At 59.5% G+C, this 19,518-nt stretch carries 16 protein-coding genes; 7 read left to right on the top strand and 9 right to left on the bottom strand.

Annotation, left to right across the window (positions count from 1 at the left end; genetic code table 11):
• Positions 1-3,636 carry a transporter substrate-binding domain-containing protein gene (locus tag LJX92_RS08580; protein WP_078820706.1) on the top strand — a complete coding sequence of 1,212 codons (3,636 nt, stop codon included), beginning with the start codon at positions 1-3 and terminating at the stop codon, positions 3,634-3,636.
• A 67-nt stretch (positions 3,637-3,703) separates the two neighbouring features.
• Here the strand turns inward: LJX92_RS08580 and LJX92_RS08575 are convergent, their stop codons facing one another.
• Together LJX92_RS08575 and LJX92_RS08570 are read right to left on the bottom strand one after the other, a co-directional pair.
• Positions 3,704-4,186: a GAF domain-containing protein gene (locus LJX92_RS08575; protein WP_032877122.1), complete on the bottom strand. Its 483-nt coding sequence runs from the start codon at positions 4,184-4,186 to the stop codon at positions 3,704-3,706.
• On the bottom strand, positions 4,183-5,073 hold the full coding sequence (locus LJX92_RS08570) for an ATP-binding protein (RefSeq protein WP_032877123.1): 891 nt from the start codon (positions 5,071-5,073) through the stop codon (positions 4,183-4,185). The genes LJX92_RS08575 and LJX92_RS08570 overlap by 4 nt, the downstream gene beginning before the upstream one ends.
• Before the next feature lie 164 nt (positions 5,074-5,237).
• On the opposite strand from LJX92_RS08570, the gene LJX92_RS08565 reads away from it, so the two are divergent.
• Positions 5,238-7,547, top strand: coding sequence for a hybrid sensor histidine kinase/response regulator (locus LJX92_RS08565; RefSeq protein WP_032877124.1), 2,310 nt, complete (start codon positions 5,238-5,240; stop codon positions 7,545-7,547).
• A gap of 22 nt (positions 7,548-7,569) precedes the next feature.
• Here LJX92_RS08565 and LJX92_RS08560 read toward each other — a convergent pair whose 3' ends face one another.
• Both LJX92_RS08560 and msrB read right to left on the bottom strand, forming a co-directional pair.
• On the bottom strand, positions 7,570-8,055 hold the full coding sequence (locus tag LJX92_RS08560; RefSeq protein ID WP_005786456.1) for a glutathione peroxidase: 486 nt from the start codon (positions 8,053-8,055) through the stop codon (positions 7,570-7,572).
• 74 nt (positions 8,056-8,129) lie between these two features.
• A complete protein-coding gene (msrB, locus tag LJX92_RS08555) occupies positions 8,130-8,528 on the bottom strand; it encodes a peptide-methionine (R)-S-oxide reductase MsrB (RefSeq protein WP_005786454.1) in 399 nt (132 codons plus the stop codon).
• A gap of 202 nt (positions 8,529-8,730) precedes the next feature.
• Here msrB and LJX92_RS08550 point away from each other — a divergent pair, with 202 nt between their 5' ends.
• Entirely contained in the window at positions 8,731-9,942 is a 1,212-nt protein-coding gene (locus LJX92_RS08550; RefSeq protein WP_003189906.1) for a pyridoxal phosphate-dependent aminotransferase, read from the top strand.
• 304 nt (positions 9,943-10,246) lie between these two features.
• Positions 10,247-11,134, top strand: a complete 888-nt coding sequence (gene htpX / locus LJX92_RS08545; RefSeq protein WP_005786451.1) for a protease HtpX — start codon at positions 10,247-10,249, stop codon at positions 11,132-11,134.
• Positions 11,135-11,191: 57 nt separating this feature from the next.
• Here the strand turns inward: htpX and LJX92_RS08540 are convergent, their stop codons facing one another.
• Positions 11,192-11,848: a thiopurine S-methyltransferase gene (locus LJX92_RS08540; RefSeq protein ID WP_032877126.1), complete on the bottom strand. Its 657-nt coding sequence runs from the start codon at positions 11,846-11,848 to the stop codon at positions 11,192-11,194.
• 104 nt (positions 11,849-11,952) lie between these two features.
• On the opposite strand from LJX92_RS08540, the gene LJX92_RS08535 reads away from it, so the two are divergent.
• Positions 11,953-12,720 carry a DODA-type extradiol aromatic ring-opening family dioxygenase gene (locus LJX92_RS08535; protein WP_223018401.1) on the top strand — a complete coding sequence of 256 codons (768 nt, stop codon included), beginning with the start codon at positions 11,953-11,955 and terminating at the stop codon, positions 12,718-12,720.
• An 89-nt stretch (positions 12,721-12,809) separates the two neighbouring features.
• On the opposite strand, the gene LJX92_RS08530 is transcribed toward LJX92_RS08535, so the two are convergent.
• The gene (locus LJX92_RS08530; protein ID WP_005786445.1) at positions 12,810-14,483 is read right to left on the bottom strand and encodes a DEAD/DEAH box helicase; all 1,674 of its coding nucleotides are present in this window, start codon (positions 14,481-14,483) and stop codon (positions 12,810-12,812) included.
• 422 nt (positions 14,484-14,905) lie between these two features.
• Between LJX92_RS08530 and LJX92_RS08525 the strand changes: the two genes are divergently transcribed.
• Complete coding sequence (locus tag LJX92_RS08525; protein ID WP_005786443.1) at positions 14,906-15,697, top strand: crotonase/enoyl-CoA hydratase family protein; 792 nt, start codon at positions 14,906-14,908, stop codon at positions 15,695-15,697.
• A gap of 118 nt (positions 15,698-15,815) precedes the next feature.
• Here LJX92_RS08525 and LJX92_RS08520 read toward each other — a convergent pair whose 3' ends face one another.
• Positions 15,816-16,571 carry a spermidine synthase gene (locus tag LJX92_RS08520; protein WP_005786442.1) on the bottom strand — a complete coding sequence of 252 codons (756 nt, stop codon included), beginning with the start codon at positions 16,569-16,571 and terminating at the stop codon, positions 15,816-15,818.
• Between the two features lie 122 nt (positions 16,572-16,693).
• Here LJX92_RS08520 and LJX92_RS08515 point away from each other — a divergent pair, with 122 nt between their 5' ends.
• On the top strand, positions 16,694-18,040 hold the full coding sequence (locus LJX92_RS08515; RefSeq protein ID WP_032877128.1) for a class II 3-deoxy-7-phosphoheptulonate synthase: 1,347 nt from the start codon (positions 16,694-16,696) through the stop codon (positions 18,038-18,040).
• On the opposite strand, the gene LJX92_RS08510 is transcribed toward LJX92_RS08515, so the two are convergent.
• Both LJX92_RS08510 and LJX92_RS08505 read right to left on the bottom strand, forming a co-directional pair.
• A complete protein-coding gene (locus tag LJX92_RS08510) occupies positions 18,030-19,250 on the bottom strand; it encodes a winged helix-turn-helix domain-containing protein (RefSeq protein ID WP_078820730.1) in 1,221 nt (406 codons plus the stop codon). The genes LJX92_RS08515 and LJX92_RS08510 overlap by 11 nt on opposite strands.
• Before the next feature lie 45 nt (positions 19,251-19,295).
• Positions 19,296-19,502, bottom strand: a complete 207-nt coding sequence (locus LJX92_RS08505) for a DUF1127 domain-containing protein (protein WP_228309581.1) — start codon at positions 19,500-19,502, stop codon at positions 19,296-19,298.
• Positions 19,503-19,518: the final 16 nt, after the last annotated feature.

Below are 19,518 nucleotides of genomic sequence, written 5' to 3'. Positions count from 1 at the left end.
ATGCCCAGGCGTATAAAGGACTATCTGATTATATTGAGTGCCGGTCTGTACTTCAGCACTGCCGTGCTCGCAGAGCACCAAACAAACCCGGAACGCTTCACCTTATTGAGTCGTGCGGGAGCCGTTCAACTCGGCACTCATTTTGACAAGGCTCAGCACCAGTGGCTACAGAACAAACGCGAACTGGTGCTGGGCACCTCCGCGCCCGATTACCCGCCATTCGACCTGACGTCCAGCGGCTATGATTATGAAGGGCTGACCGCCGATTACGCGGGGTTGTTGGCCAAAGCACTCTCCTTGCCGGTCAACGTAATGCGCTACCCGTCCCGGGATGCAGCCATTCGAGCCTTGGAAACCGGGGAAATCGACTTGTTGGGCTCATCCAACGGTTTTGAGGCTGCGACACCGAACCTTATCCTCTCTGAACCCTACGCCGTGGACCAACCGGTACTGGTCACCCGCGAGGGAGAAACCCGTAGCCTCAACGAGGGCCTGGACGGGCTGCGCTTGAGCCTTGTCTACCATTACCTGCCGCTCAATGAGGTAGAAAAGCTGTACCCCAAGGCCATCATCCGCGCCTATCCGTCTTATCAGAACGCCTTGAATGCGGTGGCCTTCGACCAGGCGGATGTGTTTCTGGGTGACACCATTTCCACCCACTACATGATCAACAAGGGTTATCTCAAAAACATCCGCATGGCCAATTTCGGCAAGCATGAGGCTTATGGTTTCAGCTTCGCCATGCGTGAAGATAACCGCGTGCTGCTGAGCATTGTCGACGCGGTCCTGGCTGCGGTCCCCATCACCGAACGAGACAGCATCGCCAAACGCTGGAGCGCCGGCAGCGATATCCTGCTCACCGACAAGAAATTGCAACTGACCCAACGCGAAGAGCGCTGGCTTAAAGAGCATCCGGTGGTCAAGGTGATCGTCAATGAAACCTTCGCGCCTCTCACGTTCTTCGATGCGGACGGCAACTTTCGCGGCATTACCGCCGATCTCCTGGAGCTGATTCGCCTGCGCACCGGCCTACGCTTTTCGATTGTACGCGGGCGTGATGTCAACGCGATGATCGATCAGGTCACCAGCCAGAAGGTCGATATGATCGGGGCCATTGTGCCGAGCAACACAAGGGACTCGCAGCTCAATTTCAGCCGACCCTACCTGGAAAACTCCTACGTATTGTTGACACGCAAGGAGCCAGGGCCACCCGCGAACATCGCACAAATGGCAGGAAAGCGCCTGGCGATAACCCAGGGCAACCCCTTGATCGAGACCTTGACCAACGATTTCCCCCAGGTTCACCTGGTCGAAACCAGTGATACTTTCAGGGCATCGGAGTTACTCGCACAGGGCCAAGTGGATGGCGCAGTGAGCACACTGGTGATCGCCAACTACCTGCTGTCTTCCAAGGCTTTTCAGGACAAGCTGCAGATCAGCGCCAGCATTGGCACTACGCCGGCAACTTATACCCTGGCGACATCGCGCCACGCCACGGAACTGAGCTCGATCCTCGACAAGGCGCTGCTCAGCATCGCCCCGGATGAAATGGGCGTGATCAACAGTCGTTGGCGGGGTTACACCGCCGCGTCCGACAGCTACTGGCGCAACTACCATCAATTGATATCTCGAATCATCATCGGTACCGGGCTGTTGCTACTGATTTCCCTGACCTGGAACGCCTACATGCGGCGCCAGATAAAACACCGCAAAATGGCCGAACGGGCCCTGAACGACCAATTCGAATTCATGCGTGCGCTGGTCAATGAAACCCCCCATCCGATCTACGTGCGTGACCGCAACGGCCTGCTGCAAACCTGCAACGACAGCTACCTGCAGGTATTCGACGTCAAACGCGAAGACGTGATCGGCAAAAGCGTCACCCAGATGAGCATGGCCCTGGAGTCGGAGGCGGCGCAATACCATGCCGACTATCTGCGCGTAGTGGCCGAGGGCATTCCGCTGATCCTGGATCGCACATTGCATATCCACGAGCGCAAACTGACGATCTATCACTGGATCCTGCCGTACCGCGACTCCACAGGCGAAGTCCAGGGCATCATCGGCGGCTGGATCGACATCAGCGACCGACGCGAGTTGTTTGATGAGCTACGCGCCGCCAAAGAGCGGGCCGATGAGGCCAATCGCGCCAAGAGCACGTTCCTTGCCACCATGAGCCACGAGATCCGTACGCCCATGAACGCCGTGATCGGAATGCTCGAACTGACGCTCAAGCGCGCCGATCAAGGGCATCTCGACCGCCCGGCCATCGAAGTGGCGTACAACTCGGCCAAGGATCTGCTGGAGTTGATCGGTGACATCCTGGACATCGCGCGTATCGAGTCCGGCCGTCTCAGCCTGGCGCCGGAGCGCGTCAACCTGCGCGAGGTGATTGAGTCGGTGGTGCGTGTCTTCGACGGTCTGGCACGCCAGAAAACCCTCAGCCTGCTGCTGGAATTCAAGCCCGACCTGAACGATATCGAAGTGCTGATAGACCCTCTGCGCTTCAAGCAAGTACTGTCGAACCTGGTGAGCAACGCGATCAAGTTCACCGAGCAAGGCCAGGTGAAGATCAAAGTGGAAGTACAGCCGACCCAGGCACCGGAGCAGATCGAGCTGAAGCTGGTGGTGGAAGACACCGGCATCGGCATCAGCAGGGAGGATCAACTGCGTCTGTTCGAACCCTTTGCCCAAGCGGACAATTCCGGTCAACTGGCCAGGAGCGGCGCGGGGCTGGGGCTGGTGATCTGCCGCAGCCTGTGCGCCATGATGGGCGGCCAGTTGAGCCTGAGCAGCGTGCCCATGGTAGGTACCCAGGTGCACGTCAACCTGAGCGTACCCCGCCTGCAAACGATCACGGTGGTGGGTGAGCAACAGCCTGAAGCACCGGCCGCCACTCGGGTGCTGAATGTACTGGTGGTAGACGACCACCCGGCGAACCGCCTGCTGATGTGCCAGCAACTGGGCTACCTGGGTCATCAATTCACTGCCGCCGAGCACGGTGCTGCAGGGTTCCAGGCCTGGCGCAAGGAGCATTTCGACCTGGTGATCGCCGATTGCAACATGCCCATCATGAATGGCTATGAGCTGAGCCGTTCAATCCGTGAATATGAGCAACGCGAGCAATTGGTACCTTGTGTGGTGCTGGGCTTTACTGCCAACGCCCAGCCAGAGGAAAGACAACGTTGCGTGCAGGCCGGCATGGATGACTGCCTGTTCAAGCCCATCAGCCTGACCGTACTGGAACGGCAACTGGCGCAAATCGCTCCCAAACCTGCGAACCAGCGCCTGAACCTCGAGTGCCTGCAAGCGTTGACCGGCGGCGACCCGCAATTGAGTCGACGCCTGCTGGAGGAGCTGCTGAGCAGCAGCCGTGACGACCGTCAGGCGCTTGTCACGCTGTTGAACCGGCAGGCCCACCCCCCCGAGATCATTGAACAAGCCCACAAAATCAAGGGCGCTGCCCGTATCGTTCAGGCCCATTCATTGGCTGGGCAATGCGAAGCGCTGGAGCAAACCTGCGCTCGCAATGAAGAGTGGGCAACCATTGAAACCGGCATCAAGGCGCTGGAGCATCTCATGCTGGAACTGGAGAGGATGCTGCAGATTCAACTGGCCGAGCTGCAAGGCCAATAAACGCCCGGGCCCGCAACGGCAGGAGCGAGTCACTCGCTCCTGCACTCCTCTGCCGTGGCTCCCAGGTTCAGCAGTCGGTCAGCCGCAGGAAAATCGCCGCCAGCCGTTCAATCCCTGCCTGGTCCTGAGGTGTAAAACGGGCCAGCGAGGGACTGTCGAGGTCAAGCACGCCAATCAGCTGACCGTCTTTGACCAATGGCACCACCAACTCACTGTTCGAGGCGCTGTCACAGGCGATATGGCCTGGGAACGCATGCACATCCTCTACTCGCTGGGTTTGTCGTGAAGCCGCAGCAGCGCCACATACGCCACGGCCGAACGGGATACGTACGCAGGCTATCTGACCCTGGAACGGCCCAAGCACCAGTTCTTCATTGCGATTAAGGTAAAAGCCTGCCCAGTTCAGGTCATCGAGCTGGTTGAACAGAAACGCAGAAAACTGTGCACTGTTGGCAATAAAGTCACGCTCATCCGCCAGCAATGACTCCAGTTGTGCACACAGCATGGCGTAGCCATCAAGACCGCTGCCGGCCTGTTGCAAATCGATCATGGTTGACGTTCCAGCAATTTAAGACCTACCCAGTAACGGGCAAACTGATAGGCACAACGGCCATTGCGGTTACCGCGCCCTGTGGCCCAGCGCACCGCGAGTACATCAAGCTGCTCATCGCGCTGCCACTGCAAGCCGGCCTTGCCGGCCAACTCGCCGATCCAGTGTTCCACCACATCCAGGAAATGCTCCTGGGAAAACGGATAGAACGACAGCCACAAGCCAAAACGGTCCGACAAGGCAATCTTGTCCTCTACCGCCTCGCTCGGGTGCAACTCGCCATCCACACGTTTCCAGTTGTCGTTGTCGCTCTGGTTCTCCGGCACCAGATGACGGCGGTTGGACGTGGCATACAGCAGCACGTTTTCCGGCGCCTGCTCCAGGGAGCCGTCCAGCACGCTTTTGAGCACGCGATAATCGCCTTCGCCGGCTTCGAACGAGAGGTCATCGCAAAACAAAATGAAGCGCTGCGGCAGTTTTATCAACTGTTCGACCACGCGCGGCAGGTCGGCCAGGTGGTCGCGTTCGATTTCGATCAAGCGCAGACCCGCCGTGGCGTGCTGAGCCAGCAAGGCGCGCACCATGGAAGACTTGCCGGTGCCGCGAGAACCCCACAGCAGCGCATGGTTGGCGGGCAGGCCATCGAGGAACTGCTGGGTATTACGCGCCAGTTGTTCACGTTGCTTGTCGACGCCAATCAGGTCCGACAAGCGCATATCCAGGCTCACTTCCAGCGGCAACAGGAAGCCACTGCGACCTTCACGCTGCCAACGAGCGGCCAGGCATTGGCGCCAGTCGATGGCTTGGCGCGGGGCCGGCAATAAGGGTTCCAGGCGAGCAAGTACGGCGTCGGCCCGCTCAAGGAAGGCATTCAATCGAGAATCCATGATTATTCCTCTGGCAAGTTCTTGTAAAAGATGGCGTATTGGCAACCCTGCGGCAGACCGCATGAGGCTGCGTCAAAAAACGATTCGTGCCCGGCAAGCAGAAGCTTGGGGATGTTCAGCTATGCTTGCCGGGCGAAAGGAAACGTGAAGTGGTTCAACACTCGATGGATATCAAGTTCGCCCACCGCTTGTCTTATAAACAAGCCAGATTGACTGTGCTGGTCGGTTTCGTGTTGGGAACCTTGCTCAGTCTGATCCAAATCGGCATTGATTATGCCAGTGAAGACGCATCCATCAACCGTGAAATACGCTCACTGATTGAAATCAGCCATAACCCCGCGTCGCGTATCGCCTACAACATCGATGCCGAACTCGCCCAGGAGCTGACCCTGGGCCTGCTGCACTCCCCTGCCATCACCCGTGCGCAGCTGATCGACAACAATGGCGCGGTGCTGGCCGACGTCAACCGCCCGCGCAAAGAAAGCAACTATCGTCCGGTCAGCGATTTTCTGTTTGGCGCCAATCGTCAGTTCGAGGACCGACTGTTTCTCAACCATATGCCCAACGAATCCCTCGGCGTATTGCGCCTCGACGTTGATACCTATGCCTTTGGCAGCCGTTTCCTGCATCGCGCTGAGATCACCCTGCTCAACGGATTTACCCGCAGCCTGCTGCTGACCGGGATCTTGCTGGGCTTATTCTACGTAATGCTCACGCAACCGCTGGTACGTATTATCCGAGAGTTGAGTACCCGCAAACAGGCACGCCTGGATTGCCCGCCGGGGCATGAGCACGACGAAATCGGCGTATTGGTCGACGTCGCCAACCAGCAATTTGAAAACATGGAAACCGAGATCCATCAGCGGCGTCACGCCGAGGACCGCCTCACCGAATACCTGGGCCAATTGGAAAATATCGTTTCGGCGCGCACCCTTGAACTCAAGGCCAGCAACCAACGCTTGAGCCAATCCAATGATGAACTGGAAGCAGCCAGGATGACCGCGCTGGGGATGGCACAGGCACGGGCCGCGTTCCTGGCCAATATGAGCCATGAAATCCGTACGCCGCTCAATGGTTTGCTGGGGATGATTGCACTGTCGCTCGACAGCCCACTGAATGCCGAGCAGCGCCAGCAACTGTCGATCGCCCATGACTCGGGCAAAGTGCTGGTCGAATTGCTCAACGATATTCTCGATCTGTCCAAGTTCGATGCCGGCCAACTGGAACTGGAACATATCCCCTTCGACCTGGGCTCACTGGTGGAAGACACTGCCAACCTGCTGTCGCAGAATGCGGCGCCGAGTGTCGAGCTGACGTGCCTGATTGATCCACAGTTTCCCGCCCAGGTCATCGGCGACCCGACCCGGGTGCGGCAAATCGTCAGTAATCTGCTTTCCAATGCCTTGAAGTTCACGCGCTTCGGCCGGGTCGATGTGCGCCTGCGTGCCCTGGAAGGCAGGGTCAATATTGAAGTCTGTGATACCGGCATCGGTATCGCCCAGGAAGCCCAGGTGAAAATCTTCCAACCCTTCACCCAGGCCGGTGCGGGCATCACCCGTCAATTTGGCGGTACGGGTTTGGGACTGGCCTTGACGCACAATCTGTGTGAAGCCATGCAAGGCCGCTTGAGTATCAGCTCGGAGGTGGGCTTTGGCAGCCAGTTCTGCGCCGACCTCCCGCTACCCACCCATTTACCTGCCACGCGCTATACACCGCTCACAGGTGATGTAATCGCCATCACCCATGCCGGTGGCGGGTTGACAGAGCTGCTCACCACCCTGCTGCCCTCTTGGGGGCTGACACCAAGGTGCTATTCCCAAGACGATGATTTGAGCGCACTGGCCCCTGACCTGTTGATTACCGACTGCCCTGAATGCTTGTTCCGCTTGCGCCCGGCAATCAGCGCGCCGATTCTGCTGGTCACCGCCTATGGCAACTTCATGCCCAGTGAAGAAGTCGCGGCGCTGGCACCGCTGCAGCAACAAGCACGCCCATTGAGCCGTAACGCGCTGTACCAGATCCTGCAACGCAACCTGCGCAGCAGCACGCAACCGATCCTCGACCCGATCCAGATGGAAGCCGCGCCGCTGGCTCACCGCGCGCGCATCTTGTTGGTGGAGGACAACGCGGTCAATCAACTGGTGGCCAAGGGGATGCTCAGCAAGCTGGGGTGTGAGGTGATTGTGGCTGCCCATGGTGGGGAAGCGCTCAAGCTGCTTGAGGACCAGCGCTTCGATATGGTGCTGATGGACTGCAACATGCCGGTGATGGATGGCTACGAGGCCAGCCGGCAAATTCGCCGTAGCGGGCGCTGGCCAGACCTGCCCATTGTCGCCTTGACCGCCAATGCCCTGTCCGAAGAGCGCGAGCGTTGCCGGGCGGCGGGCATGAACGATTACCTGGCCAAGCCGTTTCGCCGCGAAGAGCTCCATGCGCTGCTGGAGTTGTGGGTACCGACGACGACAAGCCTCTGAGGCTGCGCCCGCACTATCGTGGTCATTTGAGCAAGGCTTCGATCTCCTGGCTCAGGTCCTGTGGCTTGGTCGTTGGCGCAAATCGCTTGACCTGCTTGCCGTCGGGGCCGATGAGGAACTTGGTGAAGTTCCACTTGATATTCTTGGAGCCCAGCAGCCCCGGGGCCTGCTTTTTCAACTGTACGAACAATGGGTGGGCATCGCTGCCATTGACGTCGACCTTCTTGAACAGCGGAAAACTGACACCGAAGTTCAGCTCGCAGAACTCGGCTATCGCGCCTTCGTTACCCGGTTCCTGCTTGCCGAACTGGTTGCAGGGAAACCCCAGCACCACCAGCCCCTGGTCCTTGTAGCGCTGCCAAAGTTGCTCCAGGCCCTTGTACTGGGGGGTGAAGCCACATTTGCTGGCGGTGTTGACCACCAAAATGGCCTTGCCGGCGAAATCGGCCAGGGTCTTTTGCTCACCCTTGATGGTGGTGCAAGGGATGCTCAGCAGGGAGTCGCTCATGGCAATGCCTCAATTCAGGGGAAGAAGTGATACGCGTACGCTTGACCGACTGGCATTCGGGCCTGTTTATCGCTTCAAGCCGAGCGCGGCACCAGGTCCAGGCACACCGAGTTGATGCAGTAGCGCAGGCCCGTCGGCGGCGGCCCGTCCGGGAACACATGCCCCAGGTGTGCGTCGCACTTGGCGCAGGTGACTTCGGTACGAATCATGCCGTGGCTGACGTCACGAATTTCGATCATCGCGCTGTCGGCAATCGGCGCGTAGAAGCTCGGCCAGCCGCAGCCGGAATCAAACTTGGTGGTCGAATCGAACAGCGGCTCATTACAGCAGATGCAGTGATACACGCCGTCGGTCCTGGTGCCGTTGTACTTGCCGCTGAAAGGCCGCTCGGTGCCCTTGAGGCGGCACACGTTGTACTGCTCAGGGTCGAGCATGGCCTTCCACTCATCAACGGTTTTCTGCAACTTTTCCATCGGTACACCTCGGCAACTGAAAAACCCTGATCTGTGTCTTTTCCATGGATCAGGCGGCACGTATGATTGCGCCTCTTCAAAACGCCAGTCTGGCACCCGCGCCATCGGCATTCAAACGTATTTATGGGGGCGAACCGCGCAGGATTCACCCTACGGTAGTGCCTACGCCGTCTGAATCGTTCATTTTCAGGATCACATCGCCATGCAGGTCAGCAAATCGAACAAGCTCGCCAACGTCTGCTACGACATTCGCGGCCCAGTGCTCAAGCACGCCAAGCGCCTGGAAGAGGAAGGCCATCGCATCCTCAAGTTGAACATTGGCAACCCGGCGCCGTTTGGTTTCGAAGCGCCGGACGAAATCCTCCAGGACGTGATCCGCAACCTGCCGACCGCCCAAGGCTACAGCGACTCCAAGGGCCTGTTCAGTGCACGCAAGGCGGTAATGCAGTACTACCAGCAGAAGCAGGTCGAAGGTGTCGGCATCGAGGACATCTACCTGGGCAACGGCGTGTCCGAGCTGATCGTGATGTCGATGCAGGCGCTGCTCAACAATGGCGATGAAGTGCTGGTGCCGGCACCGGACTATCCGCTCTGGACCGCTGCCGTGACCCTGGCTGGCGGCCATCCGGTGCATTACCTGTGTGATGAAGGCGCCGACTGGTTTCCGGACCTGGCCGACATCAAGGCCAAGATCACCCCCAACACCAAGGCGCTGGTGATCATCAATCCGAACAACCCTACCGGCGCCGTGTACTCCAAGGAAGTGCTGCTGGGCATGCTTGAACTGGCACGCCAGCACAACCTGGTAGTGTTCTCCGACGAGATCTACGACAAGATCCTCTACGATGACGCCGTTCACATATGCACCGCCTCCCTGGCTCCGGACCTGCTATGCCTGACCTTCAACGGCCTGTCCAAGTCGTATCGCGTGGCGGGCTTCCGCTCCGGATGGATCGCCATTTCCGGCCCCAAGCATAATGCCCAGAGCTACATCGAAGGCATCGACATGCTGGCCAACATGCGCCTGTGTGCCAACGTGCCGAGCCAGCACGCCATCCAGACCGCCCTCGGCGGCTACCAGAGCATCAATGACCTGATCTTGCCCCAGGGTCGCCTGCTGGAGCAGCGCAACCGCACCTGGGAGTTGCTCAACGCGATCCCCGGTGTGAGCTGTGTGAAGCCTATGGGCGCGTTGTATGCGTTCCCGCGGATTGACCCGAAAGTCTGCCCGATTCTCAACGACGAGAAGTTCGTGCTCGACCTGCTACTGTCGGAAAAGCTGCTGGTGGTCCAGGGCACTGCGTTCAACTGGCCATGGCCGGATCACTTCCGCGTGGTGACTTTGCCACGTGTGGATGACCTGGAAATGGCCATCGGTCGCATCGGCAACTTCCTGAAGTCCTATCGCCAGTAAGGAAATTGACGCTGTACGACTCACATTGGGTCGTACAGCGATTATCTGGCAACACTTCTTTCTCGCTTACGCGCGGTGGTAGTTCACTCAGCCCCTGCCTGAGGCGTGCCCCCTATAATCACGGGGCGGCAAGGCAAACTCACGCCGGTCATGGCCGACAATACAGGTCGGAAAATCCCTTCAGGGCCTTACGTTCACGCTGTAGGACACAGTTTGAAATAGTCGCTCGGTTGAATCACCCCATGCGGCACCTTATATACCCCGCAGTACGCGACATATTAAGCATGAGGAGAACCCTACAACCATGATGCGCATCCTGCTGTTCTTGGCCACTAACCTGGCGGTCGTGCTGATTGCCAGCATCACCCTGAGCCTGTTCGGCTTCAACGGGTTCATGGCGGCCAACGGGGTTGACCTGAACCTCAATCAGCTGTTGGTTTTCTGTGCGGTCTTTGGTTTTGCCGGCTCGCTGTTTTCGCTGTTCATCTCCAAGTGGATGGCGAAGATGAGTACCAGCACCCAGGTCATCACTCAACCTCGCACTCGCCATGAACAATGGCTGATGCAAACCGTGGAGCAGCTATCTCAAGAAGCAGGCATCAAAATGCCCGAAGTGGGGATTTTCCCTGCCTATGAGGCCAACGCCTTCGCCACCGGCTGGAACAAGAACGACGCGCTGGTGGCCGTAAGCCAGGGCTTGCTGGAGCGTTTTTCGCCCGATGAAGTCAAGGCGGTGCTGGCCCACGAGATCGGTCACGTGGCCAACGGCGACATGGTCACCCTCGCGCTGGTACAGGGCGTAGTGAACACCTTCGTGATGTTCTTTGCGCGGATCATCGGCAACTTTGTCGACAAGGTCATCTTCAAGAACGAAGAAGGTCGCGGCATTGCCTACTTCGTGGCGACCATCTTCGCCGAGTTGGTGCTGGGCTTCCTGGCCAGCGCGATCACCATGTGGTTCTCGCGCAAACGCGAGTTCCGCGCAGATGAAGCCGGCGCACGCCTGGCGGGCACCAGCGCAATGATCGGCGCGCTGCAACGCTTGCGCTCCGAACAGGGCCTGCCGGTGCATATGCCGGACAGCCTGACGGCCTTTGGCATCAACGGTGGCATCAAACAGGGCATGGCTCGCCTGTTCATGAGCCACCCGCCGCTGGAAGAGCGGATCGACGCACTGCGTCGTCGGGGCTGATAACCCAGGCAAGACAAAAAAGGGGCGATTGAATCGCCCCTTTTTCGTGGACGTGATTTACCGCCTGGTCAGCCGATAAACACGCTCATCAAGCCGAGTAACGCCGTCCGCCTTGAATTTGCTGCTTTCACTCAAAATGTCCCGCTCTTGCAGCGTGACCACATTCCAGTGCGGGCCCAGCAACGACTGCACTTCCTCATCCGGGACGGCGAAAGGCGGGCCAGCCCTTTGTGCCTGGTCGTAGTCGACAGTGATCAACAACCCCTCACAGACGGGGGTCAGCAGGGTATCGAGATGCTCGGTGTATCGCGAGCGCATTGGCTGCGGCAAGGCGATCAGTGCCGCACGGTCATACAGCGCTGTGCAATCAGCCACTGCACTTGAGTCAAGGGCGAAGAAGTCACCGCACCACACTTCGACCAGACCCGCCTGATACACCTTGAACACGCCTCTCTGATCGATCTGCGGCGTAAGCCCCTGCTCGCTGAAGAACGCCTCAACGGCTTGATCAGACACCTCCACACCCATCACGCGATGCCCGCGATCCGCCAACCACTTCATGTCCAGGCTCTTGCCACACAAAGGCACGAAAACCCTGGCACCATCAGCCAGGCCCAACGTTGACCAATGCCGCTGCAAGTAAGGATTAACGTCGGACTGATGAAAACCGATCTGATTGGTTGCCCAGCGTTCCTGCCAAATTTTTGCGTCCATGCATCACCTTGAAAAAATCGATCAAAAGACACTAAATCTTATATTAGATCTCGATTAATGATCTGAATGAAGATAGCGCCATATTATTCTTCAGGACCCCTCTTATGCTCCCCAGCCTGTTTATCTCCCATGGCTCCCCGATGCTGGCCCTGCAACCCGGTGCCAGCGGCCCGGCGCTGCAGGCCCTGGCAGCCGCGTTGCCACGGCCCAAGGCGATTGTGGTGGTATCGGCGCATTGGGAAAGCCACGAGTTACTGGTGAGTGGCAGCGCCGCGCCCGAAACCTGGCACGACTTCGGCGGCTTCCCTCGCGAACTGTTTGCGGTGCAATACCCTGCGCCGGGTGATCCACAGCTGGCAAATGAAATTGTCGAGTTATTGCAGGCTGACGGCCTGACTGCACGCCTCGACAACCAACGGCCCTTCGACCATGGTACATGGGTGCCCCTGTCGCTGATGTACCCGGCGGCGGATATTCCGGTGGTGCAAGTCTCCCTGCCAAGCCGCATGGGCCCGGCTTTTCAAACCCGGGTTGGACACGCCCTCTGCAGCCTGCGCGATCAAGGTGTGCTACTGATCGGCTCCGGCAGCATCACCCATAATCTCGGTGAGCTGGACTGGCGCGCCGGGCCGGAAACCATCACGCCATGGGCGCTAGCCTTTCGCGACTGGGTGGTCGAAAAACTCGCTGCCGGTGACGAAACAGCCTTGCATGACTATCGCCTCCTGGCGCCCCATGCAGTGCGCAGCCACCCCAGCGACGAGCATTTGTTGCCGCTGTACTTTGCGCGGGGTGCCGGCGGTGATTTCAGCGTGGCACATCAGGGCTTCACCCTCGGCGCCTTGGGCATGGACATCTACCGCTTTGGCTAACGCAGATGCACAGCCTGAAATCCCAGGCAAAAAAAATCCCCGAACCAGTCGGGGATTTTTTATGTGCGATCAATCAGCCCAGAGGCGGATCAATCTTCGCGGTAGCGACGCAGTTTGAGCTGCTTACCGGCAACGCGAGTGTCTTTGAGCTTGGCCAGCAGTTTTTCCAGGCCATCCTCCGGCAGCTCCACCAGGGAGAAGCTGTCACGTACCTGGATGCGACCGATGGCTTCACGCGCCAGGCCACCCTCGTTGAGGATAGCGCCCAGCAGGTTCTTGGCAGCGATACCGTCACGCGCACCCAGCGCGGTACGGCAACGAGCACGACCTTCAGCCAATGGAACCGGAGCACGACGCTCACGATCGCCACGTTCTGGACGGTCGCCGGAACGCTCTGGACGATCACCGCGCGGGGCGTTGTTCGGTACCAGTGGGCGCTCTTTCTCGATGGCAGCCAGGGTCAGGGCTTGACCATTGGTCGCTTTGCGCAGCAGGGCTGCAGCCAGGGCACGCGGGGTGCAACCGATATCGGCGGTCAGGCGGTCCAGCAGGTCGCCGTGGGTCGATTCAGCGTCAGCCACCAATGGCGCCAGGCTGTTGGTCAATTTCTTGATGCGAGCATCAAGAACGGCCTGGGCATCCGGCAGGCGTACTTCGGCAACTTTCTGACCGGTGACACGCTCGATCACTTGCAGCATGCGGCGCTCGCGCGGAGTCACCAGCAGCAGTGCACGACCTTCGCGACCCGCACGGCCGGTACGGCCGATACGGTGAACGTAGGACTCTGGATCGTACGGCATGTCAACGTTGAACACGTGGGTGATACGTGGAACGTCGAGGCCACGGGCAGCAACGTCGGTCGCCACAACGATGTCCAGACGGCCATCCTTGAGGGAGTCGATCACGCGCTCACGTTGGTTCTGGGCGATGTCACCGTTCAGCGCAGCGGCTTTGTAGCCTTTGGCTTCCAGGGCACTGGCCAGGTCCAGGGTCGCTTGCTTGGTGCGCACGAACATGATCAGGGCGTCGAAGTCTTCGACTTCCAGCAGGCTCAATACAGCCGAGGTCTTCTGGTCAGCGTGAACCAACAGGTGAGCCTGTTCGATCGCGGTAACGGTCTGGGTCTTGGTCTGGATCTTCACGTGTTGCGGATCGCGCAGGTGGCGTTCGGCAATGGCACGGATCGACTGCGGCAGGGTAGCCGAGAACAATACGGTCTGACGGGTCGGTGGCAGTGCCTTGAAGATGACTTCCAGGTCATCCATAAAGCCCAGCTTCAACATTTCGTCAGCTTCGTCCAGAACCAGGTGGTTCACGGTCGACAGGACTTTCTCGTCACGACGCAGGTGGTCGCACAGACGGCCCGGGGTGGCGACAACGATCTGTGCGCCGTTACGGATAGCCTTGAGTTGTGGGCCCATCGGCGCGCCGCCGTAAACGGCCACAACGGTTACGCCTGGCATTTGCTTGGCGTAGGTTTCAAAAGCGGTTGCTACTTGCAGCGCCAACTCTCGGGTTGGCGCCAGGATCAGGGCTTGCGGCTCGCGCTTGGCAGGATCGATGCAATGCAAAATAGGCAGGGCGAACGCGGCGGTTTTACCGGTACCGGTTTGCGCCTGGCCAATCATGTCCTGGCCGGCCATGATGATCGGGATCGATTGCTGCTGAATAGCCGAAGGTTCTTCGTAGCCAGTCGCGATGACAGCGGCGAGAATGTTCGGGTTAAGATTAAAAGCGGCGAAGCCGCCGGTTTCCTGGGTCATGGGTCTGCCTCTAAGTGCATCCGCAAAGACCCATGCTCCAAAGCTGCGCATGCCGTGTTGAGACTCAAGAGTCGCCCTGGCTGCTTTGTCGGCGGGGATTTGCGAAAACGAATGAATGAAAAAGATTCGTCAAGGGAGAGTCCGCTGTGCGGACGTGCAGCCGAAGCTGACTTCGGGGAATTGCGCTACCTAAACGCGGCCCGGTTAAAGGCCGGCGCGCACTATACCGGAAATAGCTGAAAAAGGGAGCTTTTTTTATCGCAGCGCACTGATAAACCGCGCTGCGTCGCGGGCTTTGCAGATCTGTGCGCCAGGGTCTATTTTTCAAAGGCCCGGCCCTGCTGGTCATCAAGCTTAAACGGTTCACCCACCCACTCAGGCCCTTCGGTCTGAAACCCTACCCGCGCCCGAGGGCACACCCGATGAAACAAGCCAGCAGTAGCCGCGTCAGCCGTGCACTTGAGGGCCATGTTCTGTTGCTGGGCCTGGACCGCGTGGCCAAACGCAATGCCTTCGATCTGGATTTACTCAATGAGCTGAGCCTGGCCTATGGCGAATTTGATCGAAACGATGACGCCCGGGTGGCCGTGGTATTTGCCCACGGCGATCACTTCACGGCGGGGCTGGACTTGGCCAATGTCAGCGGCGTGATGGCGGGCGGCTGGCAACCGCCGCTGGGCGGGTGCGATCCCTGGGGCGTATTCGCAGGGCCCAGGGTCAGCAAACCGGTGATCGTCGCGGCCCAGGGCTACTGCCTGACCATTGGTATCGAGTTGATGCTGGCGGCGGATATCAACCTCTGCGCCAGCAATACACGCTTTGCACAGATGGAAGTGCAACGTGGGATCTTTCCGTTTGGCGGCGCGACAATGCGCTTGCACCAGATCGCGGGCTGGGGCAATGCGATGCGCTGGCTGCTTACCGGAGACGAGTTCGACGCCCATGAAGCCCTGCGCCTGGGCCTGGTACAGGAAGTAATGGCCAGTGAAGACCTGTTGCCCCGCGCCATCGAACTGGCCAACCGCATTGCTCGTCAGGCGCCGCTTGGCGTGCAGGCGACGTTGATGTCGGCGCGTCTGGCGCGTATGGAAGGCGAAGCTGTCGCAGCCGCCGCCCTGCCGCCCATGGTGGATAAATTGCTCAACAGCGAGGATGCCAAGGAAGGCGTCCGGGCGATGATCGAGAAGCGGCCGGGGGTGTTCAAGGGGATTTGAGTTGGCAATACCGACGCGATCGGGGGCAAGCCCCCTCCCACATGTGTACGTGTAAACGGATCTGAAATGCGGTCGAATGTGGGAGGGGGCTTGCTCCCGATCGCGCCGGAACAGACAACTAGGTCGCCGGCCGAATAGCCTTGATCAACGGCTGCAACGAGTACCCCAATCGCGGCGCCAAGGCTTCGGCGCGGGCTGACAGGGCATCGAGGTCCAGTTCCTGATCCAGCTCGGAAGGCACCAGCAGAATCACATTGCCCTCCTTCACCGGCAGCTCCCAGTAGTGTCGGTGATACAACCCACGCAGCAATGCCGCGCCCAGCGGTTTACCATCATCGGTGGCCCACTGGTTGATCACCAGCCAGCCGCCGGGGTTGAGTTTCTTCTGGCAGCTTTCCAGAAAGGTCCAGGCCAGATGCCCTACACCGGGGCCGACATCGGTGTAGAGGTCGACGAAGATCAGGTCGGCCGATTCAGCGGTATCGAGCAATTGCAGGGCGTCCCCCACTCGAATGTACAAGCGCGGGTCGTCATCGAGCCCCAGGTATTCGATGGCCAGGCGCGGTACATCAGGGCGCAGTTCAATGGCCTCGACGTCTTCCAAAGGCAGAAACCTGAGGCATGCCTGGGTCAACGTGCCCGCCCCTAAACCGAGGAACAACGCGCTCTCCGGCTGCTCATGGCACAGCGCACCGATCAACATGGCCCGGGTGTAGTCATACTCCAACCAGCTCGGGTCGGCGGTGAACACGCAGCTTTGCTCGATGGCGTCGCCGAATTCGAGAAAGCGGTAATCGGCTACTTCGAGCACACGGATCATGCCGAAATCATCATGGACTTCGGCCAGCAGGCGCTCGACACGCTCCTCGGTCATCACTACTCCTAAGGGGTTACCGCTTGGCAAAGGCGCGATTGTCGGCCAACCGGCAGCAACAGGTCACGCACTAATTGCTGATAACATCAGCGTTATCCGTCAATCACCCAATCGAGTTCATGATGAGCCAACCTTGGAGCCCCGACAGCTGGCGCGCCCTGCCAATCCAGCAACAACCCCAGTATCCGGACGCTGCACACCTGTTGCAGGTGGAGCAGAACCTGGCCAGCTACCCGCCGCTGGTGTTTGCCGGGGAAGCCCGTGAGTTGCGTCGCCAGTTTGCCGAAGTGACCCAAGGCCGCGCCTTCCTCCTGCAAGGTGGCGATTGTGCCGAGAGTTTTGCCGAGTTCTCCGCGGCAAAAATCCGCGACACCTTCAAGGTGCTGCTGCAGATGGCGATTGTCATGACCTTCGCTGCCGGTTGCCCGGTGGTGAAAGTCGGACGCATGGCCGGCCAGTTTGCCAAACCGCGCTCGTCCAACGATGAGACCATCGACGGTATCACCCTGCCTGCCTACCGTGGCGACATCGTCAACGGCATCGGCTTCGATGAAAAAAGCCGTGTGCCGGACCCCGACCGCCTGTTGCAGTCCTACCACCAGTCCACCGCCACCCTCAACCTGCTACGCGCGTTTGCCCAAGGGGGGTTCGCCGACCTGCACCAGGTGCACAAGTGGAACCTGGACTTTATCGCCAACTCAGCCCTGGCCGAGAAGTACAGCCAACTGGCAGACCGCATCGACGAGACCCTGGCCTTCATGCGCGCCTGCGGCATGGACAGCTCGCCGCAATTGCGCGAAACCAGCTTCTTCACCGCCCACGAAGCGTTGCTGCTCAACTATGAACAAGCCTTCGTGCGCCGCGACAGCCTGACCAACGACTACTACGACTGCTCGGCCCATATGCTGTGGATCGGCGACCGTACACGCCAGTTGGACGGCGCCCACGTCGAATTCCTGCGCGGGGTGAACAACCCGATCGGCGTGAAAGTCGGGCCGAGCATGAACCCGGACGATCTGATCCGCCTGATTGATATCCTTAACCCGAACAATGACCCTGGTCGCCTCAACCTGATTGCGCGCATGGGCGCAGGCAAAGTCGGCGACCACTTGCCCAACCTGATCCGCGCCGTACAGCGCGAGGGCAAGCAGGTGCTGTGGAGCTCCGATCCGATGCACGGCAACACCATCAAGGCCAGCAGCGGCTACAAGACCCGCGACTTTGCGCAAATCCTCGGCGAAGTGAAGGAGTTCTTTCAGGTGCACCACGCCGAAGGCAGCTACGCCGGCGGTATTCATATCGAGATGACCGGGCAGAACGTCACCGAATGCATCGGCGGCGCACGGCCGATTACCGAAGACGGGCTGTCGGACCGCTATCACACCCATTGCGACCCACGGATGAATGCCGATCAGTCGCTGGAGCTGGCGTTTCTGATTGCCGAGACCTTGAAACAGGTCAAACGCTGATCAACATCGCCGCCCTTAATCGGGCGGCATCGGGTCGCTGGCAATTGAGCTGGACCTGCTCCAGCCCCAGCCAGGCGGCCATTCGCCGCAGGTTGACGGCCAGCGCCAACATGCCTTCGTCATCCAGCCCCGATTCTTCTTCGTGCACTGCATGCACCGCCAGCCGCCCGTGGGCACGCTCGGCCCGCAGGTCGACGCGCGCAGCGATCCGCTCATTGTGCAAAAACGGCAGCACGTAGTAGCCATACACCCGCTTGTCTTGCGGGGTGTAGATCTCCAGTCGATAGCGGAAATCGAACAGGCGCTCGGTGCGGCTGCGCTCCCATATCAATGAATCGAACGGTGACAGCAAGGCACTCGCCGGCACTTTGCGTGGCACTTTGGGCTCCGGCAGACAGTACGCTGGTTGCTTGAAGCCTTGCACCTGGCACGTCAGCAACTGCCCGTCCTCGACCAGTTCGGCCAAGCGCGGGCGGCTGTCCGCGGGGTCGAGACGGAAATAATCGCGCAGGTCTTTTTCGGTGGCGATACCCAGCGCCGTTGCGCTATGCATCAGCAAGCCGCGCTGGGCTTGAGCCTCGCTCATGGACGTTTGAAGAATCTCGCCCGGGATCACACGCTCCGGCAAATCATACAGTCGCTCAAAACCTCGGCGCCCCGCGACGGTGACCAAACCGGCGGCGAACAGCCATTCCAGTGCGTGCTTCTCATCACTCCAATCCCACCAGGGCCCAGCACGCTCCTCTCGGGTCGACAAACTGCCCGCACCCAAGGCGCCCTGTTGCTCGACGCTGTGCAACACACGCCCAATAGTCGCCTGCTGCTCACGGCCAAAACGCGCCATCTGCGCATAGATGCCCTGCCCTTGCCTGGCCCGCTCCATGCGCCAGCGCATCAGCGGGTACATCGCCATCGGCAACAGCGACGCCTCATGCCCCCAATACTCGAACAATGAACGCCGCCGCCCCTGGCTCCAGGCTGCTTGCTCAAGGAGCAACGGAGTGTACTGGCCAAGGCGGGAGAACAACGGCAGGTAGTGGGAACGCACCAATGCGTTGACCGAGTCGATTTGTATAACGCCCAGGCGTTCGATCAGCCGGTTGAGGTGCGCAGCTTTTATCTGGGCAGGCGCCTGGCGCCCCGAGAAACCCTGGGCGGCCAGCGCCATGCGTCGAGCTTGCTTGAGTGAAAAGGACAGGTCGGCGGGCATGGCAATCTCCATAAAAGCTCGCTCCCTACCCTACTGCATCCTGGCTTACTTTCGCAGCGGGTCTTCCCAGAAATGCCGATGGCGTTCCTGCTCGACGTCGGCGCGGTTGAGCCCGATATCCTTGAGTGCGTCATCGCTCAACGTCGCCAGCATATTGCGCTCTTGATGCAACAACTGCCAACGCGCAACCCTATTAAACAGACCGGCAAACCACCACTTATTCAGTAATACAAAACCTTTTTGACCTTTCATCTTCTCGCCCTCCAGT

It is taken from the genome of Pseudomonas sp. HN8-3 (assembly GCF_020790195.1).
GTDB classification, from domain to species: domain Bacteria; phylum Pseudomonadota; class Gammaproteobacteria; order Pseudomonadales; family Pseudomonadaceae; genus Aquipseudomonas; species Aquipseudomonas synxantha_A.
This window is presented reverse-complemented; position numbering and strand designations above follow the sequence as displayed.